Here is a 22769-nt window from a genome sequence, read left to right as displayed (position 1 = left end):
GCATACCAATCCTATTGTATAACGAATTAAGAACCGAAAAATAAAATCAGACAATGGAATTCAAGTCACTCAAAAACATCGAATCATCGTTCAGGCAGATACGCCTGTTCGGTATCGTCTTCCTCTCGCTGTGCGCCGTGATAACGGTATGGAGCGTGTGGAGTTCCTACCGCTTCGCGGAACGGCAGCGTGAGAAGATCTATGTGCTGGACAACGGCAAGTCGCTGATGCTGGCACTCTCGCAGGACTTGTCGCAGAACCGTCCGGCGGAAGCGAGGGAGCATGTGCGCCGCTTCCACGAACTGTTTTTCACGCTCTCGCCCGAAAAGAGCGCGATAGAACACAACGTAAAGCGTGCGTTGTTGCTGGCGGACAAGAGCGTGTACAACTACTATTCGGACTTCGCCGAGAAGGGGTACTACAACCGCATCATCGCCGGGAACATCAACCAAGTGCTGAAGGTGGACAGCGTGGTATGCGACTTCAACGGCTATCCCTACCGTGCCGTGACCTACGCCACGCAGAAGATTATCCGGCAGAGCAACGTCACCGAGCGCAGCCTCGTGACCACGTGCCGCCTCTTGAACTCGTCCCGTTCGGACAACAACCCGAACGGGTTCACCATCGAGGGATTCACCATCATCGAGAACAAGGATTTACAAACCATCAAAAGGTAAACGGATATGAAGAAAATCAAGAAATCATTTTGGGGCGCATATTGGAAACTCCACGACAAAAAGAAAATGCTGGTGGCAAGGCTCAGGGGCTATCTGGACGGCTTGCCGCCAAAGACACGCAGGCGCATCGTGCTGGCGATGCTCGCCGCATTCTCCGCGCTTGCCCTCTACACCTTCGGCAAAGCCGTGTATGACATCGGCAGGAATGACGGCAGCCGGATGGTGACAGACCATGCCGGACAGGTGGAACTGTCCGTGAAGACGGATAACAATCATAACGTAACACCTTATTTATATGGAACAGACGAAGAACGAAACGAAGATTGAGAACAAGACGGAGAGCAAGTCCGAAAGCACGGCTGCACCCGACAACAAGGGGAAGCCGAAAAAGGAGCGCAAGCCGCTGACCGAAGCCCAACGGCTGAAACGTCAGAAAATGATAGTGCTGCCCGCTATGGTGCTGGTATTCATCGGGGCGATGTGGCTGATATTCGCCCCGTCCTCCGGCAAAGAGCAGGAGCCGGGAACAGGCGGCTACAACATCGAGATGCCCGACGCGGACAAGGAGAACCGCCGGATTATCGGTGACAAGGCGAAAGCCTACGAACAGGGCGCAATGGAGGAAAGGCAGGAGAACCGCAGCCGCGCCATGCAGCAGTTGGGCGACCTGTTCGACCGCGAAACTGCGGCAGCGGATGGAGACAGCGATTTCGACCTTGCCAATCCCGGCGGAACAGAAGAGGCCGTGAAGCCCACACCGAAGACCATCCAATCCTCGGCAGCCGCCTACCGTGACCTCAATGCCACGCTCGGCAACTTCTACGAGCAGCCGAAAAACGACAATGCGGAGATGGACGAACTGCTGGAACGCATCGCCACCCTCGAATCCGAACTGGAAAGCGGAAAAGAGAGAAGCTCCACGATGGACGAGCAGGTGGCACTCATGGAAAAATCCTACGAGCTGGCGGCGAAGTACATGGGCGGGCAGAACGGCACGCAGGCGGCAGCGGGACAGACCGCAGAGCCGTCCCCCGTGCAGAAAGCCGGAAAGAACACGGCAAAACCCGTCAGGCAGGTGACGCATCAGGTGGTGTCCTCGCTCGGACAGCCCGTGAGCAATGCCGAATTTGTCGCTTCCTTCTCGCAGGAGCGCAACCGCAGTTTCAACACGGCGGTGGGCGTCACGACCGTATCGGACAGGAACACCATACCGGCATATGTCTATGGGACGCAGAGCGTGACGGACGGGCAGGCGGTCAGGTTGCGCTTGCTGGAGCCGATGGCGGTAGCAGACCGGATCATCCCCCGTAATGCGGTGGTGGTCGGCGCAGCCAAGATTCAGGGCGAACGGCTCGGCATCGAAATCACCTCTCTGGAACACGACGGTACGATTATCCCGGTGGAGTTGGAGGTCTATGACACGGACGGGCAGCCCGGCATATTCATCCCCAACTCGATGGAGATGAACGCCGTCAGGGAGGTTGCCGCCAACATGGGCGGCTCGCTCGGCAGCAGCATCAACATCTCCACCAATGCCGGGGCGCAGCTCGCCTCCGACTTGGGCAAGGGGCTGATACAAGGCACGAGCCAGTACATTGCCAAGAAGATGCGCACCGTCAAGGTGCATCTGAAAGCCGGGTACAGGGTCATGCTCTATCAGGAAGTGAATTAAGAAAACAATCAATCAAATTTTTATTTACCACTAAAAATCCAAAGTAATGAGAAAAGTAATCATGATGTTTGCCCTCGCTATGGGCATCGCAACTGCCAACGCGCAGGAAAACGTAACCGTTGGGCAAAGCAACGGAAGTGAACAACCGACCTTGACAAAGGAGGTCTATCCGCAGAAGGAGGCGGACGGCGACCTGTATCACGGTCTGACGAGAAAGCTGGGTTTTGACCGCATGGTTCCCCCGCACGGCTTGGAAGTGACCTACGACAAGACCGTGCATGTCATCTTCCCGGCGGAAGTGCGCTATGTCGATTTAGGCTCGCCCGACCTGATTGCGGGCAAAGCCGAAGGTGCGGAGAACGTCATCCGCGTGAAGGCTACCGTGAGGAACTTCCCGAACGAAACCAACATGTCCGTAATCACGGAGGACGGGAGTTTTTACACCTTCAACGTGAAGTATGCCACCGAACCGCTGCTGCTCAACGTGGAGATGTGCGACTTCATCCATGACGGCGAGGCGGTGAACCGTCCGAACAATGCGCAGGAAATCTACCTGAAAGAGCTGGGCAGTGAAAGTCCCATGCTGGTGCGCCTTATCATGAAGTCCATCCACAAGCAGAACAAACGTGAGGTGAAGCATATCGGCTGCAAGCGTTTCGGCATCCAGTACCTTCTGAAAGGCATCTACACGCACAACGGGCTTCTGTATTTCCACACGGAAATCAGGAACCAGAGCAACGTGCCTTTCGATGTGGACTACATCACATGGAAAATCGTGGACAAGAAGGTGATGAAGCGTACCGCAGTGCAGGAGCGTATCATCCTGCCGCTCCGTGCGCAGAACTACGCCACGCTCGTGCCGGGCAAAAAAAGCGAACGCACGGTCTTCACGATGGCGAAGTTCACCATCCCCGACGGCAAGTGTCTCGTGGTGGAGCTGAACGAGAAGAACGGAGGTCGTCATCAGTCTTTCGTGATCGAGAATGAGGATTTGGTGCGTGCCAATAACATCAACGAACTCCAAGTGCGCTGACCATGAGAAAGTACATCGCAATCATCATCGCGTCGCTTGCCCTGTTCACGGGGCAGGCGTACGCCCAGCGATGTCTGCCGAAAATGCAGGGCATCGAGGTAAGGGCGAATCTGGCGGACGGCTTCAAACCCGGCGGCAACGACGGCGGGTACAGTTTCGGGGCGGCTCTCTCCACCTACACGAAGAAGGGCAACAAATGGATGTTCGGAGGTGAGTATCTCCTGAAGAACAACCCGTACAAGGATACCGCCATACCTGTGGTGCAGTTCACGGCGGAAGGCGGCTACTATTTCAAGATACTTTCCGATGCCCGTAAAATCATGTTCGTCTATGCGGGGGCTTCGGCTCTCGTCGGATATGAATCGGTGAATTGGGGCGAAAAGGTGCTGCAAGACGGCTCGACCCTGCATAACCGGGACGCCTTCATCTATGGCGGTGCGCTGACGCTGGACGTGGAGTTTTACGTGGCTGACCGTATCGCCCTGCTCGCCAATCTCCGGGAGCGTTGCCTGTGGGGTGGCGACACACGAAAGTTCCACACGCAGTTCGGGGTCGGCATCAAGTTCATCATCAACTGATGCGCCGCATGGAACGGACGGATATAGACACCATGAGGCAAATATCCCTCGCGGACTTTCTCGCACGGCTGGGACATGAGCCTGTACGGAGAAGCGGAAACGAGCTGTGGTATCTCGCGCCGTACCGCAATGAGCGCACGCCCTCTTTCCGCGTGAACGTGGCGAAACGGCTCTGGTACGATTTCGGTTTGGGCAAGGGCGGTGACATCTTCACGCTTGCCGGGGAGTTTGCCCGAAGCGGCGACTTCATGGCGCAGGCGAGATTCATAGCGGAAACCGCCCGTATGCCGTTTGTCGCATCGGAAAAGCCGTTGTTCCTGCCGGAGCCGTCCGAACCTGCCTTTGAGGGAGTGGAAGCCGTCCCGCTGCTCCGCTCACCATTAACAGAGTATCTGGCGGAACGGGGCATCCCTTATGCCGTTGCATCCCGCCACTGCTGCCGCCTGAACTACGGCGTGCGTGGAAAGCGGTATTTCGCAATCGGTTTCCCGAACGTGGCTGGCGGCTATGAAATCCGTAGCCGCTACTTCAAGGGTTGCGTACCACCGAAAGATGTGTCACTGATAAAACCGAAAGATACCGCCTCTGACGTATGCAGCGTGTTTGAGGGCTTCATGGACTTTCTGTCCGCTGCTGCACTCGGTATAGGCGGCAATAGCGACAGCCTTGTGCTGAACTCCGTTGCCAACGTGGGTAAGGCGGTGAAACACTTGGACGGGTACGGGCGCATAGACTGCTTCCTCGACCGTGACGAAGCCGGACGGAGGACGCTGGAAGCCCTCAAAGGATATTACGGCGGACGTGTCACCGACCGTTCCGCACTCCATGACGGTTACAAGGACTTGAACGAGTATCTGCAACTGACAGCAAAAAATGAACAATAACTTAAAAATCAAAGAACAATGAACATACTGAACAACAAGAACAAGAGAACATCCATCTTCAAGGCGTTGGCACTCTGCCTGTTCGCCGCCATGTTGCTCACGCTCGCATCGTGTGACGATGACATGGACATCCAGCAATCCTATCCCTTCACAGTGGAAACCATGCCCGTGCCTAACAAGGTAACGAAGGGGCAGACGGTGGAAATCCGCTGTGAGTTGAAAAAGACGGGCGATTACGCCAACACCCTATATACCATCCGGTATTTCCAATTCGAGGGAGAAGGAACATTGAAAATGGACAACGGCATTACGTTCCTGCCCAACGACCGCTACCTGCTCGAAAACGAGAAGTTCCGGCTGTACTACACGGCGCAAGGTGACGAGGTGCACAACTTCATCGTAGTGGTGGAAGATAATTTCAGCAACTCCTACGAATTGGAATTTGACTTCAACAATCGCAACGTGAAGGATGACGGGGCTATCTCTATTGTCCCAATCGGAAACTTCAAACCCCTTACACGATGATGCGTGTATTCATGGCTATCCTCTGTTCCCTTCTGGCGGTCTGCTCCGTGTCCGCACGGGACAGCTGTCAGAAGGGGACGGACGGGCAGGCGTCAATCTACCGCCTGCCGCCTTTCGAGCGGGCGGTTCGCTGTACGAAGTATTTTGAAGGCTGGCACTCGGAGAAACACCACCCATACGTGGGCTGGGGGCATCAGGTGCAGCCGGGGGAAAGGTATTCGGCACGCACCATGACGAAGCGGCAGGCGGACGCACTCCTGCGGAAAGACTTGCGGAAGTTCTGCGCCATGTTCCGCAAGTTCGGGCGTGACAGTCTGCTCCTTGCCACGCTCGCCTACAATGTCGGTCCATACCGGCTTTTGGGGAGCGGGAAGATACCCAAAAGCACACTGATCCGAAAATTGGAGGCGGGCGACAGGAACATTTACCGGGAATATATCGCTTTCTGCAACTACAAAGGTAAACGGCACGCCATGCTGCTCAAACGGAGAAAGGCGGAGTTTGCGCTGCTGTATATCCTGTGATACGACTGAAATTCCTTGCGGTAAACAATATCGCAAGGAATTTTAGCGTCTAATACAAATTAACACATTACCTTTGCAAGTAAAATTTGTAAAATGAAAGAAGCGAAAGAAATATATTATTTACCTGTTGAACAGCTATCTGATGATGCTATTCAATGTATTGAAAAAGTTGTTGAACTGTTAGATGCGATAAAAGACGATTGCAATATCAATAACTTTTCTCGTCGATTTACATTCATAAGGGAAGGAAAAGCTATTAGCGATGTTGCGGAAATAAAAAAAGATAGCAATGGATTAAATCATATCTATATCAACGAAAACTTTTGTCAGTATTTATGGTCTGTATGTATTTATCTTAATGCCTATTTTGAGAATGTCATACATATTCCAATAATGGATGCTGTTGGCATAAACAAATATGGTTATAAACCCAATCTGATTGATGTAGAGTATGCTAATGATTGCTTTTTTAGAGGACGGCAATTGTTGCATAACTTCAATAGGGATGTTTATTGGGTAACACCCAACATCTGTAATCCCCAGCAATTTGAAAATATTATAAGTCACACAAATGGTGTATATTGTGCTGCGATAGCATTTATATATGCCCACGAATTTTCACATAATTATTTAGGTCATACACAAATACAACAGACGTTTCCCCATACTATAGATGATGAAATTGCCGCAGATGATACGGCAATTAGTTTTATTCAAACTGAATATGACTCTGCATGGGGAAATACATATAAGGCAGGTGTCGCAACTGTATTAGCAGCCATTTTATTGATGAGCGAAGATTCTATTTCTGGTGATGGAACTCATCCAGATATGGATGTCCGAATAGAAAATTTGGTTACTAAACTGGAATTACATGAAATGGATCCACTTTGGGGCTACTTAGGTGTTGCATTAAGATTATGGTTGCTGGTATTTGGTGGTTTGTCTATCGAAGAGGATATGCAACAGCCCGGTTTTGGCTCATATAAGGAGATTTATTTATTTTACATGGAGAAATTGAAAACAGTTAGACAACAACGTTATCCCAAAATTGTAAAACCTGATTGGGATATATAGCTAAATTAAAAACTCCGATGAAGCCGCAACTTCATCGGAGTTTCCGCTTTTCATACATTCGGGATTTTTCCTTTGCCGATTACCTCACCGTCCCTGCAATGCTCTATGATGCCGGGCGAAAATCCCATCTCCCCGATTGCGATATGCCGGATATACTCCGCATATTCCTGACCTTGAAAATTCCTCCCCGTGAGGTTTTTGAAAATCATCCTTATGCTTGTTCCGTCATCGCTGTGCAGGATGATTTTTCCGTTCTGTCTGATTTCTTCCATGATTGAAACTTGTTTTTGTGAATACTATCGTAGATTGGGACAGCGGTTTCTTTGCTACTTTCTTTGTCCGCCATCATGCTCACCGAAAGAAAGTAGGGCGGCTTTCGCCGTCGCCACTCAAAAACGGGTGTAAAGTCCCGTTACCATCGTGAACATTTCTTCCAGCATATCGCAGTATATGCCATCGTGCGTTGCAATGTCCTTTGTCTTGCACTCGAATGTCTTTTTACTGAACGTCTTGCGGTAGAAACGCATATTGTAGAGGTCTAATCCTGCATCGTAGATGATGTCAAGGCGGTTCGCGCTCGTCTTGTTCCTTGCAAGGCTCATGCGCAAGCCGTTGCCCATGTCTATGAAGTCCTTGCTTCCCGTCATGGCGACAAAGCGTCTGCCGCCTATCTGCTGTAAAATCGTCTTTGCTATCATGCTTTTCTTGGTTTTAGGTTGGCGGTGCGGACACCGCCAACTTGTTTAACATTCTGTTATCTCGGCAATGGGTGTGTTTCGTTTCAACCATTCCATCAGGCACTCCATATTGTACTCGCTTGTGATGACTGCCGTATGGCTGTTGATGGCGGTAAACCTGCTGCTCTCGTAGTCGTCTATCCACCCTTTTAGGGTATCAACTCCCCACGCTTCGGCATCGTCAAAGATGCCGTCCAATACTTTGATAGGCTCGCTGAATTTCACTATCAGCGTTTGATAGGCTGTGTTCATCGGTTGTCCTCCTTTCCATCCTTTGCCGTGAGCCACTTATCCCGTGCGGCTCGGCACTCGTCCAATGTGGGTTTGACACAAGAGAACAACTCTCCGTCTGTGGGGTGGCGGTAGTCGTACTGCACAAGTGTCCGCTTGCGTCTGCCGATACCTAATTGGAAACGCTCATATTTCTCCGTACCTGCTTCGGTGCAGGTGCTTATACCGTTGATGGTCATTCGTGTTGCCATAATCGTTGATTTTAGAGTGGTTAAAAATGTACTGACAAAACTCTGTTGCGCATCACCATTTCGGGGTCACTCGTATAGCGTTGGTGCAGGTAGAAATGGTGGGAGCCGAAGCCGTAAAGGAAAAACCTGTCAAGTCCGTGCTTCTCGGCAAAGTCCTTTACACTCCGTCTTAACTGCTCCTCACTCGTTGCAAGAGTGAGGAGGTTCACAAATTCAAGGAACATCGTGGGGATTTTATCGTCCCACAGACAAACCATGCTTTCAATTCTTACTTCCATTTTGTTGGGTTTTATAGGTTAATACTATGCCACTTCCATCCGCTGGCGGATAAGGTTCACATTGCTGTTCACAAGGTTTACAATGCGGTCGTGGTACTCGGTATTGGAATTGTGCAAGCCACGACTTTGCACCACTTCCAATGTCTTCAAGGAAACCTCCACCGTTTCTATGCGCTTGCCGTCAATGGTGGCGGATAGGATAAGGGAGTTCTTTTCAAGGAAATAGGAGTTGGAAAACACGCAATGGTGCAGTTCCGTCCCTTCCGCTGCAAACTCCGCCACGCTCTCCAACACACGCACCTGCAAAGTGCCGTCCGTGAATGCAATGCCGAAGAATATGCCTTTGAGTTTGCGGTATGCCTTCTCGTGTTTCTTCGCTTGGCGGATGCGTTCTTCCAATTTCTTGCGCTCTATCTCCTTGTTGCGCTTGTGCATAAGTCTGTCGTGTTCGGCTTTGAGGTCGGCAGGGCAGACGTATTTCGGGCTGTTCGTGTCCTTGCCGAAATGCCGCAGGAGGTCTATGGTGTCACGCCACATGGAGCCGTCAGCAATGGTGTAGCCGTTGCGGATACATATCTTTATGGATGCCCAATACCTCTCCATGTCAAAGGAACTGCGGATGTAGTGGCGCAACATGGGGTATTGCCCTGCCTTCAACAGCGTTTCGGCTCGGCTGTCGGAAAGGATAGCCGTGAAAAGGTCGTAAGGCAGTATGTTGTGGTACTCGCCATTGAAGCCGTTGCGTTTCAGTTCGGGTATGAAACGCTGTCGGGGATAGGTGCAGACGGGGTTTATATCGTATGCACGTAGTTTGTTGTTCTTGCGTACTTCCATGTCGCTGTATTCCGCCCATAGGTCATAGTAAAGTATGGACATTCCACGCAGTCGGGCAACGGTGGTAGTTGTACCTTTTGGCGAAATCCACCTTTGCACCACTTCATAAATGGAATACTCGGCTGCCTGTCCTGCCTTGTATCGGGACTTGACGAAAAAGAAGCGTATAACTTGATACTGCTTGCAGGTGGTGACGATGGAGAAATACTCGTTCTCGCTGAACACGCTCTTTCGGGTGCGCAACGCTTCCAACTCCATGCCGCAATGCGGGCAGGTGCATCCGCAAACGGTGTCCGCAAGGTCGTGTTCACTCCTCCACGAATGTCCGCACTCGGTGCAGATGTTCGTGCCGTCCGCCCTCTTGATGGCGTAATGCTTGAAGCAATGGCGGAAAGCGTATGCCCTCTGTATGGCGGTCAATTTCGGCAGTCGCTCGCTCAATCGTGCGACTTCCTGCTGTATGGGTGTTCTCGGTTTCATAATCAGAAATTGAATAGGTTGGGTTGTTGTACTTCTTGTGCGGTCGCTTTGGTGGCGGTTCTCGGCTTGCTGCGGTTTTGCAACTTGCGGAGTTCTTCCTCTTGGTATCTGCGGACTGCGTTCTGCCGTGCTTCCGCCTTTTCCTCTGCCGTGAGTTCCACAACGTGGTTCACCGCCACTTGGCATTGGATAGGCTTGCCTACCTCTATCTCGTTCTCGTCATAGTAGTGGACGGCTTGCCCGAATATCTCCCCGTCCGTGAAGCCGTTGCAACCGCTCCGCTGCACGTAGTTGAGAATGTAGGTGACGCAATCGTCTATGTTCTTGGCAGGGTTGCGGTAGTTCTTCGCAAAGAGCGCATCCTCCGCTGCACGCTGCTCCAAATACATCTGTATCGTTCTCTTGAAATGGTCTGTTCCTTTCATATCGCTGTCGTTTTATCAGTTATACATTTTTCCGTTTCCCAAAAACTCGTAGTCGTTGGCTGCGCAACTCTCCTCGAAACTCTCCTCGCTGCACTGAAATTCCATATCGTCACGGCACGACTTGAAGAAGCTGTCAAGGCACTTGTCCATGAGGTCGTACAGAGTGGTTCGGGTGTCGGGGGCTTTCAGAAAGTCGTAGATGGGTCGCAGGATGTCCTCGTCTGCGCAATAGCCTGTCAGTACGCAACAGTTGTCCGTGAATACCCTGCTTTTGCGCCTTTTCTTGTAATTGCCTTTGAGGTAGTAGGCTTTCGGCTTGAATAGGGTATGCCAATAGTTATTGACGATGTATTTCAGAAGCCGTATGCCGCAGAGTTCCTCTTCCTCTCCGCTGTAACGTGAGGTGAAGCGGTAGGAATAACGGCACGTGTCGTAACTCCAATCGTTCACTTTGACCTTGAACACACTTTCAAATGCTTCCAGCGTGTTGCGGTTGTCGCTGTCCCAACCGTATTCAAAGGTGCGCAACCATTCGTTGTATGCGGTATCTCTCGCTGCTGCGGAGAGTTCAGCTAATTGGAAAAGGTCGTATGTCCTTGTTATCGTTCTCATATCGCTGTCGTTTTAGATGGTCTGTTTCAGTATCTCTCTCCAATAGGTCGGCTGCACCTCGCTCAAAAGGAAGTCTGTAAAGTCCCTCCGTGCGTCCTTGTTCAGTTCTCGGTAGAGTTCACGGAACACGGATATGTTGCCGTTGATGTACGTTTCAACCATATACACGAAGATATTGTCCACCTCGTAGTATCTGCACTGCTGCGCTGCCGTTTTGCTGCTTCTCTTTGCCATGTCGGTAAGGGTTAAAGGGTGAATAACCAAAGGATGAAACCGAAGAAGGCGGTTGCGGAAAGGATAGCCACGATTACGCCTATCGCCACTCGGAACACTCCGTTTACAATCTCTCTAATGATGCCCCAAAGGATGCCGAACACCCCGAAGGCGGTGCGCACCATCAAGCCGCATATCGCAAGCCCTATGTACTGTGCCATTTGTCTGAAATTTGCCGTTGCCGTCATATCTTCGCTGTTTTTGATTTTTTTATTTTTTAATGCGGATTCAAGAGCTGAGGGAGTTGAGTTTCAAACTATCTTATCTGCCTCTCGTTTATCCGACATTTTTTTTATGCGTCTTTCTGTCGCATCGGTCGTTTTCGTTTCGGGTGCTTGAAAAGGTAGGGATTAGGGGATGCAAGGTTTTTCGGGAAAAATACTACCCGCAGGGCTGGAGATTTTTGCCGAAAACAGGAGGCTTGACCTTGCATTCCCGTCCAATCCCGGAATTACCTTTGCGCCCAGAACGGAAATGACTGCCTGATGCGGCGTCACTGAAAGACGCGAAAATGGAGGTAAACGGAAGTGGAGGCAGATTAGACAGGAAAACTTCAAAAGAGAAATCTGTGAAAAAAAGAAATCCCCAAAAGGAAAAAAAGGGACATAGCCGGAAGCGTGAAACCGGGCAAACCACCGGCAAGGAAGTATGATTTTATATGTCTGGCCGAGCGTGTCCGGTCGGACATATAAAATCATTCTTCCCGGTTTGCCTGCCGTGCATAACGGCTTGTTCCATTTATGGATCGGGCGGTCAGACACGGCTTTCCGCTTACGGCTCAAAGGAACAGCGAAAAAGAAATCGTCTGCGAACCCGTAAAAGCACCTCTCTGGCATAAGCACAAAAGAAATGGGCCTTGCATCATCAGTCTAAACTGTTGTTTAGGCGTGAGGCAAAGCCCTTTTCTCCGCTTATGCGGCAGTCGGCATACGTTCATCCAAAATTCTTTTGGGCGATGGTGTGCCGACGGATAAAACAGCTTTTACGGAAAAACTTGTATGAGATAGAAAAAAAATTAGGGAGATTCATTTCAAAATCTCCCGTTTTATTGTTACTTTTGCATATGAAGAGTTCTTTGAAGGTTACGCAACGCGCAGAAAGATGATGCAGTAGATAACTAACTAAATCGTAACCTATTACTATCATGAGCAATTAACCTACGCTCATTTCCAATGAATTACACTCTTTTCGTAACTTCAGACTGCAAACATACACATTTTTTCCGAATATCCAATGTCCGGCCGCCGCTTTTTCAGATTACTGACGGTAACAGTCTCCCTGCCCTACTTGCCTGACGACATCTGCCTGCGGAGCAGACGGCCGACAACGCTCCAGTAAGGCATCCTTTTCAGCGTATCCCTAACGGGCTGAATGTCCCATACAAGGAAGATGAGCAGCACAACTGTGGCTATGATACACGTTACGCCGAACAGCTGTTTCAGACTGATGAGTATCACCTGCGTGGCATCGTACGGCATGGCGCGCGCAAAGTTTTCTGCTATGTGATGCCTGAGCGAAAAGCTGTATATGCCCGAACATATAGTGTCAACCACGCCGTTGCGGATGAATCCCACCATGGTTAGCCCCATGAAGAAATGCTGAAACGGCATCAGTTCTTCGAGATATATTGTAAGGGCCGTGAAGAATATAGCCACGCCGAAGGTTCTGCAAAATATAGGCAGATAGAAGCTCGCGATGTCAAGACCGGGCGTAACCATGAGATACATCTGCACTTCATAGGCCAACAGGGCCATGAGTCCTACGGTGAGCAGGCGCGTAAACTTCTGCCTGAGCACCTTTATCCAGAACATCACGAACATGCAGCCGCATATTGTGCCCGCCCATTCTACGAGATAGAACACGGAAGTGGACATGGCGCCGAAATGGAGCACGCCCGACGTAAACGTGTTCTGCAATATCTTAGGGGTTGAGTTGATAAGTTCAACCAGCGCAAACACAGCAAGCAGGGGCAGCAGACGCTTATAGAGCCATGCCTCGGGGGCTATATAGGGATGGCGGATGTGGCGCATGCGCTGCAACGCAAAGTAGAACGTTACGGGCACCATGAACGTAACCACACGAAACGGACGTCCGTCCCACCAGTTGTAATACTCACCGTAATTGAACAGGAACACTACTTCAATCAACAAAGCCGACCAGAGCACGCAGCCCAGCCAGTCGAGACTTATCAGCGGCAGCGGCTTCATGAAGCGGAAATCATGGGTGAGCACATACACCATCAGCGCAATGAAGAGCATTGCGCCCGTCATAGCCCAGTGCATGGCATACCAGCTCTGGAATATATATGTAAGGTGGACGGTTATCCAAGACGACAGACTCATGTCGCCGAGAACAATACAATAAAGCAACGGGAAGAATATTGTGAAGTCGCGCTTTGATGTCATCCACAGCTGCACGTTAGACAGACACTCGAACGTTCCGCAAAGCTTGAAAAATCCTGCAACATAAGAGAGAAGGCACAGCACGGGCACCGACTCGGTGTACATGCACAACCAGTTGCATGCGGCAATGGCAAGAGCTGCCGTTATGAGCAGCTGGCGGTTGGTGAACCTGAACTTAAAGCGGAAAAGAAACGGGAAAGGCATGTTAACGCCGATAACGCCGCACAGCACAATCATCGTAACATCCTCGCGCATGATACACATGTCGCCCATCACGTGAGGCATAGCTCCGGCATACATGCCTCCCGCCAACTGAAAAAAGAAGGCAAAGACGACATATATCCACGGCTGTATTTTCTTAGGCACGAAGCCGTTCATCATCGGCATCGTGAACGGTCCTGTAGGAATAGGCGGCATATTACTTATACATTACCAACGTTTCAACATTCAGTCCGGCACGGAGTTTCTTCAGGTCGGCCTCGCTGTTCTTTCCCACAATGGCTATACGCACCGGCACACGCTGCTCAACCTTCACGAAGTTGCCCGTGGCATTGTCGGCAGGAACCATAGAATAAGCCGAGCCCGTGGCAGGACTGAGCGACTCAACCACACCTTTATATGTAACGCCCGGAATGGCATCGGCAGTAAACTCAACGGCATCGCCTACAGAGATGTTCTTCAGCTGTGTTTCGCGATAGTTGGCAATAACCCACACCTGATCGTCGTCCACAATACGTGCGAGCATCTGTCCGGGCTGAACGAGCTGACCAACATGAATGTCCTTTCGGCCCATCACTCCGTCGCTTGTAGCCACGATAACCGTATAAGAAAGGTTAAGACGGGCAAGATTTACGGCAGCCTCGGCCACGCTTACGCCTGCCGTGTTCTGACTCAGGCGGTGAGCCTGCTCGTTCTTTACGAGCGATGTAGAGCGGCGGCTTGCGCTTGCCTGCTCGTAACGTGCCTTCGCCGCCTTATATCTTGTCAGCGCGTTGTCATACTGCTGACGGGTAACAGCGTCTTTCTTCAGCAGCGAGGCATAGCGTTCATAGTCGCGGCGGGCGTTGTCCATGTCTGCCTTTGCCTCCTCTATGCCTGCAGAAGCCACTCTTACGTTGCTCGTCGTAGTGTTCATTCCGGCTGATATGGCAGAAGAGCCCGAACGTGAGCCGCGATAGCTGGCCTCAGCCTGAGCAAGCTGAAGACGATATTCGGCATCTTCGATGATAACGAGCGTATCGCCTTTCTTCACGTGCTGATATTCCTCAAAGCGTATCTCCTTGATAAATCCCTGCACACGGGTGTTTATCGGCGTTATGTGGCGCTGCACCTGGGCATCGTCAGTATATTCTGTGTTTGCCGGATGGGCAAAGCGGGTTACGACATACGTTATTGCTCCGATGAGCAACAGTATGATTACTACATTGTATATTCTTTTTATAAGTTTCTTGTTGTTCATATCTTATGTCTGTTATTTGTAATTTCTGTCCGTAGCCGTGCCTATATCGGTTCAGGCAGCGCGGCCGGTATTGTTTTTATGTATTTACACAGGTGCCTTATCAGATTTCACCTGCAATATATTTTATTTTATAGTATGCGTAAATGGTGCCGATGCGTGCGTCAACCTCCTGAAGTTCGGCGTTAAGCTTTATGTTAGACGCATCGACCATATCAGTTATCAGCGCCATCTGACTCATGTAGCGGTCGCTGACCACCTGATAGTTCTGAGCGGCAAGCTCTACGCTCTTCTGCTGTGTGCGCAGTTCGACAAACGACTGGCGATAGAGCGTGTATGCCTGCTGCATCTGGTTGTCTACACTCTCTGCCGTAACGGCATGATTCTCGTTGCTCTGCACAATCTGCGCCTTAGCCTTGCGCACCGTCTTGTTGCCCTTGAACAGCGAACTGAGCGAATATTTTATGCCGATACCGACATACCAGATGTTGAAGTTGTTGTCTATAGGCGGCAAGTCGTAAGTGAACGGACCGCTGAAATTGTCAGTAGCAAACACCACAACCTTAGGCATAAGGTCGCTCTTTGCCATGCGCAGCTGCTGCTGGGCCATATCCACACCGAGTTTCGACTGGCGCAGCAACGGCGACGAAACTGATGCCCGGCTCTGCCAGTCGGCCTCGTTACCATTGTCTGATGCGGTTTTAAGTTCTGCTGTGTCGGGCATGATTACAACATCAGAAGTAAGTCCGAGGGTGTTACAGAGCTGATGGTTGAGCACGCTGCGCTGATCCTGAAGCTTGCGCAGTCCGAGTTTGAGCGACTCCATCTGCAGTTCATATCGTGTAACGTCGTTGCGCAGCGCTATGCCCTCTTCGTGCTTTGCCTTTATATCGGCAATAAGTTTTTCGGTCAGCGCAATGTTGCTGTCATAAACTTTCATTCCGTTTGACAGCTTAACCAAGTCGAGATACTGACCGAGAGCCATGAAGCGCTGCTGACTGCGGCTGAGGGCAACGCCTGTTTCTGCCTGCTCTTTCTGAAGTTCGGCAAGGCGTATGCCCGTGTTGATGGCTCCTCCGGCATAAACCACCTGCTGAGCTTCGAGCGCAAAACTGTTGCCGAAGTGTGGCTGGGTGATGCCTTTGGCATTGCTGAAATCCCGGTCGGTCATAAGCACGTTGCCGTTATAACTAACAGACAACGAAGCATTAACATCAGGCAGACGCCGGCTTTTTGCCTCCGAAATGGCATTATGTGCCACGTCAACTTCCGACTTTTGGGCACGCAACTGTCTGCTGCCCGTCTCAACAAGAGAAAACAACTCGCTCACCGTCATTGTGCGCTGTGTCTGCGACAATGCATCTGTTGACTGAAGAAGCAGTGCGCCGGACAATACGGCATAAACAAATTTACATCTAATCATCACTTTTATATTTTCACTATATTTTCCATTAATCCAGAGAAATGGTCTGAAACCGGGTGCAAAGGTAAGACTATTTAACAATTAAATGATTTTAATTTTTTCGCGAGAAATGGGATTTTTCGGAACAAATATGGTGTTTTATCACTCAATATAGCGATATTTGCAGCACAAAACGGAGATATGCATATTTCAGACATAAGTAAAAGCAACATACGACAAGCCCATGAAATTTGAAACATTCGCATCAGACAAGGCGCAGCTCTGCACTACATCGCTGAAAGAACTTGAAGCAGAATCGAACGTCATCGACTATGGTGCAATAATATTATGTAAAGGTGGTACGGCAACAATGCGCATCGACTTTAAAGACTGGCATCTGAAAAAGGATGCCGTAATAACACTATTCCCGAACGACATGGTGATGCTGCACAATGTTTCGGACGACTTTGAGGTGGAAATGCTGCGCTACGACAAGACGATGCTGAGGGAGGCGAGCCTGCAACTGGAGCAAACCGTGTACTCACTGCTGCGCAAGGACAGATGCCGCACTGACAAACAGGTGGTTACGCTGATAATTGAAAACATGTTCAGCCTGCTCAGACTGTATTTCATACAGAAGGACTGCACATGTCTCGACCAGCTTGTGCTCTACCAGCTCAAGGCCTTCTTTCTCGGTTTCTACGACTGGATGGTACGCAACAGGCACGAGGAGCCAGAAGGCTACGGCTCAAGACGCACCAACGAACTGTTCAACATGTTCATGGAAGACATCGAACAATATTACGTGAAGTCGCACGACGTGGCTTTCTATGCCGGAAAGCTTAACATAACGCCGAAATATCTTAACACCATTGTAAGAAATATGACCGGACACACTACAAAAAATATTATAGACCAATATGTAACTCTGCAGATAAAACTGCAGCTGCGTAACAGTGAGAAAAGCGTCAAGCAGCTTTCATGGGACTTCAATTTCAGCGACGAGTCGTTCTTCTGTCGATACTTTAAATTGCACACCGGCCTTACGCCACAGCAATTCAGAAAAAATATCAAGCAACAATGATGCCTGACAGGCCTTACATTTTTGTTAAACTGCGACGCTTGTTTGAAGCATAGTTGGCACATATTTCCGACTAAGCGTATGCATATTATCATCCGTTGACGCATAACAAAAACAATATGCCAAAAGCATGCATTCAGAGGCGGCTGAGCGCACTTATTTTTTTATCAGATTTAATGCAAAAACCCTCTATCATTTAGTCAATATTTCTTTGCGACTTTGCAAAATTAAACTATCTTTGCAAAAAAATAAATAACAGACATGCGGCATACCACATAGTCTAAACTCTTACGCACGCAAAGACTTGCGCCAAGACATTATGAAAAATATGTGAAAGCCATGAAAACAATCATTGATATGAACAAGATAACTAACATTATCGCTCAAACGAACTGGAAGCAGCAAGGCAAAGACATCTTTTTTCTCTTTGTCGGAGTACTGATGTATGCTACAGGCTACACAGCATTCATATTACCTGAAAAAGTTGTGCAGGGAGCCGTTGCCGGTATTTCAGCACTCATTTACTACACAACGAGTTTTCCTCCAAGTATCTCCATCTGGGTGCTCAATGCCATGATGATCATCATAGCAATCAAGGCTCTTACACCCCAGTTCGTAATAAGGACGGTGATAGGCGTCACGATGCTGTCGCTCTGTGTGGGCTTTCTTCACCGCTCACCCGATTATAACTCCCGGAGAAGACAAATTCATGCATGTCCTCATTGCAGCACTGCTCTGCGGAACAGGACTTGGCATCGTGTTTACACACAACGGTTCTACAGGCGGAACAGACATACTGATGGCAGTGTTTAACAAATATTTCAACATCAGTTTCGGCCGCGCCATGCAGTTCATAGATTTCACAATCATAAGCTCATCTTACTTTGTATTCCACAGCGTGGAAACGATTATCTACGGTATCGTGTTCACATTAGTGGTAAGTTTCATGCTCGACTTCGTGGTAAACGGTTCAAAGCAAACCGTGCAGCTGCTGATAATATCTAAAGAATATCAGGAAATCGCCAATAATGTGTCAGGAGGCATGCATCGTGGCGTAACGGTCGTAGAGGGTAAGGGCTGGTATACAAAGAACGATGTCAAGCTGCTGATAATCCTCGCGCATAAATACGAGCTTCAGGACTTGATGATTATCATCAAACAGATCGATCCTAACGCGATGGTTTCACAGACGTTCTGTCACGGTGTGTTCGGGGCAGGCTTCGAAAAGATAAAATAGTCTACATATAATTCTGAAAGTATTAAATACACACATACTCGTGATATAACACTTTCATGTACAGCAACAGGTCATTTTCTGCCGCTGTACATGAAAGTGATAGTTTTTTTAATTTTTAACCATAATTATTATGAATGATATCAAAAAAAAGGGCAAGGCCGAAGTAAAGAATTCTTTTTATAAAGATCTTTTTTTCCTTACATTTGGAATATTACTTTATTCATTCGGATATACGGCCTTTATCCTTCCCGAACAGGTTGTGATGGGAGGCGTTTCCGGTATATCGGCGCTGCTGTTCTATGCCTTCGGATTTCCTCCCGGTATTTCGATCTGGGTGCTTAACGTGACTATGCTTATCATTGCCTGCAAGGCACTCACCAAGCAGTTTATCATCAGAACCATCATCGGCGTGTCAATCATGTCGGTATTTGTGGGCGTACTTCAGCCCCTGTTCCAGGCATATCCCATAATCACGGCCGGAGAAGACAAGTTTATGCATGTTATTCTCGGAGGTGCAATGGCCGGCGGAGGCCTCGGTCTGGTGTTCTCGCATAACGGCTCTACAGGAGGAACCGATATATTGATAGCCCTGCTGAACAAATACTTCAGCCTGAGCTTCGGACGTGCCATGCAGTTTATCGACATTACGATTATCAGCTCATCTTATCTGCTGTTCCACAGCACCGAGACAATCGTCTACGGTATCGCGTTCACTCTGATTGCAAGTTATGTCTGCGACTACGTTGTCAACGGTTCACGCCAGACTGTGCAGTTTATCATCATATCAAAGGATTATGAGAAGATTGCAGACCAGATCAACCAAAGCGCCCACAGAGGTGTTACCGTTGTTGAGGGCAAGGGCTGGTATTCAAAGAAGGAAGTGGACATACTTATCGTTCTGGCAAGAAAATATGAGTCTCAGGAAATATTCCACTATATTAAGAATATCGACCCCCATGCCATGGTTTCACAGACATTCTGCCATGGCGTGTTCGGTGAAGGCTTCGACAAGATGAAATAATGCCCGCGGCCACATGGCCCAAGCATAGCCGGCAAAGAAAAGAATAACAGCCGGACAAAAGAAACGAACGAAGTTAACGGACAACAGTTTTTATATCTCCTACATGGCGATTTGTCCGTTAACTTCGTTTTTATTACAGTGCCAGATGCCTTTCGCAGAACGCATCAACAGACACGACTACATTTTTAAAACTTCTGTATTATTTATATGAAATACATTCTACACACATTTCAGCGAATAGCATTCATCCTTATTTGCATCTTCCAGATAACGGCCATGCATGCCGAATCAGAGAAGTTTACGGTGCGCGGACGCATCGTAGACAGACTGTCGCGCGAGCCTGTCATAGGCGCAAGCGTATCGGTGCAGGGGCTGCAGGGCGTCGGAGCAGCCACCGACACCACCGGAGTGTTCGTCATAAGCGGCGTCAATCCAGGCATCTGCCGGCTCTACGTTACGTGCATAGGCTACAAGAGCGTGCTGTCTGCCGAATATTTCGTGTCGGCAAAGATGCCTACGATAGAGATTGAACTCGACGAAGACTCAAAGCATCTCAACGAAGTTACGGTTAGCGTGCCCGTGATAAGGCGCGTAAAGCCAAGTCCGGTGAGCATGCAGATAATAGGACTCGGCGAGATAGAGAAAAGTCCGGGCGGCAACCGCGACATCTCGCGCATTGTGAGGTCGGTGCCAGGCGTGTCGTTCTCTCCTATCGGCTATCGCAACGACCTCATCGTAAGGGGCGGCTCGCCGTCGGAAAACCGCTTCTTCATGGACGGCATAGAGATACCTAACATCAACCACTTTGCCACTCAGGGTGCGTCGGGCGGCCCGGTGAGCATACTCAACGCCGACCTTATACGCGAAGTGCAGTTCTATACAGGCGCATTCCCGTCTGACCGCGGCGGCGCATTAAGTTCGGTAATGGACATCAGTCTTCTCGACGGCAACACCGACGAAAACTCTTTCAAGGCCACTCTCGGAGCATCAGAAGTGTCGCTCAGCGGCATGGGCCACTTCGGCAGCAACACTACATATCTGTTCTCTGTGCGCCAGTCGTATCTGCAACTGCTATTCAAGATGATCGGCCTGCCCTTCCTGCCAAACTACATAGACGGACAGTTTAAGATAAAGACCAAATTGGGAAAGAAAGACGAAATAACTTTCCTCGGGCTTACGGGCATCGACAACATGAAGCTTAATACTGACCAAGAAGGAGAGGACGCCGAATACATGCTGAGCTACCTGCCCCGCATAACGCAGCAGACGTTTACGCTCGGCGCATCTTATAAACATTATGCCGGAAAGAACGTAACAACGGTTTCGCTCGGCTATAACTATCTGGGCAACCAGAATCTTAAGTACCGCAACAACGACGATTCGGCTCCCGAAAACCTTACGCTCGACCTCAGTTCGCGCGAACAGAAGCTATCGCTGAGAGCCGAAAACCGCACATATAACGACCGTTGGACATGGCGCGAGGGCGTTGAAGCATGGTATGCCTTCTACAACGACCACACATACCAAAAAGTTTATCACAACGAAAGCTCAATATCGCAATACTCAACCGACATCAGCTTTGCAGGATGGGCAGCCTACGGTTCGGCGCGCTATACGAGTGAAGACGGAAGACTTACGGCCAACATGGGCCTGCGCCTCGACGGATGTTCTTATTCCGACCTGACAGCGCGCTTCTGGGAGCACATCTCGCCCACCGTATCATTGTCTTACAAGTTTCTGCCGTCGTGGGCCGTCAACATCGGCGCCGGAATGTATCATCAGCTGCCGCCATACACAGCCCTGGGATATAAAGACGAAAACGGCCAACTGGCCAACAAGTCGCTCGAATATATGCGCGTAAAGAACGCGGCGCTGGGCGTTGAATGGACACCGGGCAAGCAGATAACAGTGAGTTTGGAAGGTTTCTACAAACATTACACTGACATTCCGCTCTCCGTTGCCGACAACATTCCGCTCTCATGCAAGGGCAACGACTATGGCGTTGTGGGCAACGAGCTGCTCGTTTCGTCGGCCAAGGGCAGGGCTTACGGCCTCGAAGCCACCATGCGCTGGCAGATACCGGGCAAACTGGTGTCTATGGCGTCGTTCACATTATTCAAGAGTCAATACAAGAACAACTCAGACGCCGGATACATCAACTCGGCATGGGACAACCGCTTCATTGCCAACGTGAGCGCCACCTACGAGCTGCCGCGCAACTGGAGCATAGGAGCCAAGCTGAGTGCGATAGGCGGCAGTCCGTATACGCCGTATGACGTTGACAAGTCGTCGCTCGTGGAGGCATGGGACGCACAGGGACGACCGTATTACGACTATTCGAAGTTTAACACCGAACGTCTTGACGCCTTTGCCCAACTTGACATCCGTGTTGACAAAAACTATTACTTCAAAGGCTGGATGCTCGGCTTTTATCTCGACATACAGAACATAACAAAGAGCGTTCTGAGCCAGCCCGACGTGCTGATGAGCACTGGCGTCATTGAAAATCCTGACGCTCCGGCAGCCGAACAGCGCTACAAGATGAAGTATATCAGTCAGGACAGCGGCACGCTGCTGCCCAGCATCGGCATAACAGTGCGCTTCTGACATATACAGAAACATACATTCACGCAGAAGTTATCAACAGTTTCGATATTGCCTGTTGATAACTTCTGCGTTTTTATTTATCCAAAACCAATCACATCTATACGCACGAACAAGCAGAAAGCGCACATGCAACATCAACCAATATGAAAGTATATTCACAAAAAGCCGCATCATTATGTCACTTTAGTTTTGTCATGATTTTCTGATGAAATAGAAAAATCAGACAGGCTATGCGCCATATGATGATAAAGAATATTTACATCTGGACATAAAAGGTAAGCTTTTATAAAACAACTCGGCAACTTTTTACCCGGAAACGGGCAGCTTTCAGCATGAAAACCAACCTGTTTTTTTATTGAAATAAAGGCTTTTTTGTCCCATTTCGGACAAAAAACATTGCACATATACGGCACAAGCTGCATAACAACATGTAACACACCTACTTACGTTTGCACACGTTTTCGGGGCATAT

26 protein-coding genes and 1 pseudogene are annotated in these 22769 nt (G+C 49.6%); 14 read left to right on the top strand and 13 right to left on the bottom strand.

What is annotated here, in order from left to right; translation table 11 throughout:
* Nucleotides 1-53: 53 nt before the first annotated feature.
* From traK to EJL04_RS00435, 9 genes are all read left to right on the top strand, one after another.
* Nucleotides 54-677 (top strand): conjugative transposon protein TraK, encoded by a 624-nt coding sequence (gene traK / locus EJL04_RS00475; RefSeq protein ID WP_005850480.1) that lies wholly within the window; start codon nt 54-56, stop codon nt 675-677.
* 6 nt (nt 678-683) lie between these two features.
* Nucleotides 684-1004, top strand: coding sequence for a TraL conjugative transposon family protein (locus tag EJL04_RS00470; RefSeq protein WP_005850478.1), 321 nt, complete (start codon nt 684-686; stop codon nt 1002-1004).
* Entirely contained in the window at nt 973-2349 is a 1377-nt protein-coding gene (traM, locus tag EJL04_RS00465) for a conjugative transposon protein TraM (protein WP_005850476.1), read from the top strand. Before EJL04_RS00470 ends, traM begins: the two co-directional genes overlap by 32 nt.
* Before the next feature lie 46 nt (nt 2350-2395).
* The gene (gene traN, locus EJL04_RS00460; RefSeq protein ID WP_005850475.1) at nt 2396-3382 is read left to right on the top strand and encodes a conjugative transposon protein TraN; all 987 of its coding nucleotides are present in this window, start codon (nt 2396-2398) and stop codon (nt 3380-3382) included.
* 2 nt (nt 3383-3384) lie between these two features.
* Complete coding sequence (locus EJL04_RS00455; protein WP_005850473.1) at nt 3385-3960, top strand: conjugal transfer protein TraO; 576 nt, start codon at nt 3385-3387, stop codon at nt 3958-3960.
* Between the two features lie 8 nt (nt 3961-3968).
* Complete coding sequence (locus tag EJL04_RS00450) at nt 3969-4844, top strand: toprim domain-containing protein (RefSeq protein WP_010185927.1); 876 nt, start codon at nt 3969-3971, stop codon at nt 4842-4844.
* 18 nt (nt 4845-4862) lie between these two features.
* On the top strand, nt 4863-5369 hold the full coding sequence (locus EJL04_RS00445; RefSeq protein ID WP_005850466.1) for a DUF3872 domain-containing protein: 507 nt from the start codon (nt 4863-4865) through the stop codon (nt 5367-5369).
* Entirely contained in the window at nt 5366-5893 is a 528-nt protein-coding gene (locus tag EJL04_RS00440) for a glycoside hydrolase family protein (RefSeq protein ID WP_005850464.1), read from the top strand. Before EJL04_RS00445 ends, EJL04_RS00440 begins: the two co-directional genes overlap by 4 nt.
* A gap of 93 nt (nt 5894-5986) precedes the next feature.
* Complete coding sequence (locus tag EJL04_RS00435) at nt 5987-6970, top strand: phage exclusion protein Lit family protein (RefSeq protein WP_005850457.1); 984 nt, start codon at nt 5987-5989, stop codon at nt 6968-6970.
* Nucleotides 6971-7020: 50 nt separating this feature from the next.
* On the opposite strand, the gene EJL04_RS00430 is transcribed toward EJL04_RS00435, so the two are convergent.
* From EJL04_RS00430 to EJL04_RS00355, 13 genes are all read right to left on the bottom strand, one after another.
* The gene (locus EJL04_RS00430) at nt 7021-7242 is read right to left on the bottom strand and encodes a DUF7688 family protein (RefSeq protein WP_009276858.1); all 222 of its coding nucleotides are present in this window, start codon (nt 7240-7242) and stop codon (nt 7021-7023) included.
* A 117-nt stretch (nt 7243-7359) separates the two neighbouring features.
* Nucleotides 7360-7668 carry a hypothetical protein gene (locus tag EJL04_RS00425; protein WP_005850451.1) on the bottom strand — a complete coding sequence of 103 codons (309 nt, stop codon included), beginning with the start codon at nt 7666-7668 and terminating at the stop codon, nt 7360-7362.
* A gap of 45 nt (nt 7669-7713) precedes the next feature.
* Nucleotides 7714-7959 carry a DUF6956 domain-containing protein gene (locus tag EJL04_RS00420; protein ID WP_005850448.1) on the bottom strand — a complete coding sequence of 82 codons (246 nt, stop codon included), beginning with the start codon at nt 7957-7959 and terminating at the stop codon, nt 7714-7716.
* Nucleotides 7956-8189: a DUF3873 domain-containing protein gene (locus EJL04_RS00415; RefSeq protein ID WP_005850444.1), complete on the bottom strand. Its 234-nt coding sequence runs from the start codon at nt 8187-8189 to the stop codon at nt 7956-7958. Before EJL04_RS00415 ends, EJL04_RS00420 begins: the two co-directional genes overlap by 4 nt.
* Before the next feature lie 20 nt (nt 8190-8209).
* Nucleotides 8210-8467 (bottom strand): hypothetical protein, encoded by a 258-nt coding sequence (locus EJL04_RS00410; protein ID WP_005850441.1) that lies wholly within the window; start codon nt 8465-8467, stop codon nt 8210-8212.
* A 24-nt stretch (nt 8468-8491) separates the two neighbouring features.
* Complete coding sequence (locus EJL04_RS00405) at nt 8492-9781, bottom strand: PcfJ domain-containing protein (protein WP_005850438.1); 1290 nt, start codon at nt 9779-9781, stop codon at nt 8492-8494.
* Nucleotides 9782-9783: 2 nt separating this feature from the next.
* Complete coding sequence (locus tag EJL04_RS00400; protein WP_005850436.1) at nt 9784-10206, bottom strand: PcfK-like family protein; 423 nt, start codon at nt 10204-10206, stop codon at nt 9784-9786.
* A gap of 15 nt (nt 10207-10221) precedes the next feature.
* On the bottom strand, nt 10222-10818 hold the full coding sequence (locus EJL04_RS00395; RefSeq protein ID WP_005850434.1) for a hypothetical protein: 597 nt from the start codon (nt 10816-10818) through the stop codon (nt 10222-10224).
* Between the two features lie 12 nt (nt 10819-10830).
* Nucleotides 10831-11052 carry a hypothetical protein gene (locus EJL04_RS00390; RefSeq protein WP_005850431.1) on the bottom strand — a complete coding sequence of 74 codons (222 nt, stop codon included), beginning with the start codon at nt 11050-11052 and terminating at the stop codon, nt 10831-10833.
* Nucleotides 11053-11063: 11 nt separating this feature from the next.
* On the bottom strand, nt 11064-11279 hold the full coding sequence (locus tag EJL04_RS00385) for a hypothetical protein (RefSeq protein ID WP_005850429.1): 216 nt from the start codon (nt 11277-11279) through the stop codon (nt 11064-11066).
* Between the two features lie 1095 nt (nt 11280-12374).
* Nucleotides 12375-13910 (bottom strand): hypothetical protein, encoded by a 1536-nt coding sequence (locus EJL04_RS00365; RefSeq protein WP_241209921.1) that lies wholly within the window; start codon nt 13908-13910, stop codon nt 12375-12377.
* Nucleotide 13911: 1 nt separating this feature from the next.
* Nucleotides 13912-14952 (bottom strand): HlyD family secretion protein, encoded by a 1041-nt coding sequence (locus tag EJL04_RS00360; protein ID WP_125103823.1) that lies wholly within the window; start codon nt 14950-14952, stop codon nt 13912-13914.
* Between the two features lie 100 nt (nt 14953-15052).
* The gene (locus EJL04_RS00355) at nt 15053-16372 is read right to left on the bottom strand and encodes a TolC family protein (RefSeq protein WP_125103822.1); all 1320 of its coding nucleotides are present in this window, start codon (nt 16370-16372) and stop codon (nt 15053-15055) included.
* 223 nt (nt 16373-16595) lie between these two features.
* On the opposite strand from EJL04_RS00355, the gene EJL04_RS00350 reads away from it, so the two are divergent.
* The 5 genes and pseudogenes from EJL04_RS00350 to EJL04_RS00330 all read left to right on the top strand — a co-directional run bounded on the left by EJL04_RS00350 (nt 16596) and on the right by EJL04_RS00330 (nt 22297).
* Nucleotides 16596-17435 carry a helix-turn-helix domain-containing protein gene (locus EJL04_RS00350; protein WP_125103821.1) on the top strand — a complete coding sequence of 280 codons (840 nt, stop codon included), beginning with the start codon at nt 16596-16598 and terminating at the stop codon, nt 17433-17435.
* Nucleotides 17436-17771: 336 nt separating this feature from the next.
* Nucleotides 17772-18053: pseudogene (locus tag EJL04_RS16780) on the top strand (YitT family protein); the annotation flags it as partial.
* Between the two features lie 34 nt (nt 18054-18087).
* Nucleotides 18088-18669 carry a YitT family protein gene (locus tag EJL04_RS00340; protein WP_164511704.1) on the top strand — a complete coding sequence of 194 codons (582 nt, stop codon included), beginning with the start codon at nt 18088-18090 and terminating at the stop codon, nt 18667-18669.
* A 130-nt stretch (nt 18670-18799) separates the two neighbouring features.
* The gene (locus EJL04_RS00335; protein WP_125103818.1) at nt 18800-19690 is read left to right on the top strand and encodes a YitT family protein; all 891 of its coding nucleotides are present in this window, start codon (nt 18800-18802) and stop codon (nt 19688-19690) included.
* Nucleotides 19691-19897: 207 nt separating this feature from the next.
* On the top strand, nt 19898-22297 hold the full coding sequence (locus tag EJL04_RS00330) for a TonB-dependent receptor (RefSeq protein ID WP_125103817.1): 2400 nt from the start codon (nt 19898-19900) through the stop codon (nt 22295-22297).
* Nucleotides 22298-22769 lie beyond the last annotated feature (472 nt).

The sequence above is a fragment of the Prevotella marseillensis genome (genome assembly GCF_900625065.1).
Lineage (GTDB): Bacteria > Bacteroidota > Bacteroidia > Bacteroidales > Bacteroidaceae > Prevotella > Prevotella rara.
This window is presented reverse-complemented; position numbering and strand designations above follow the sequence as displayed.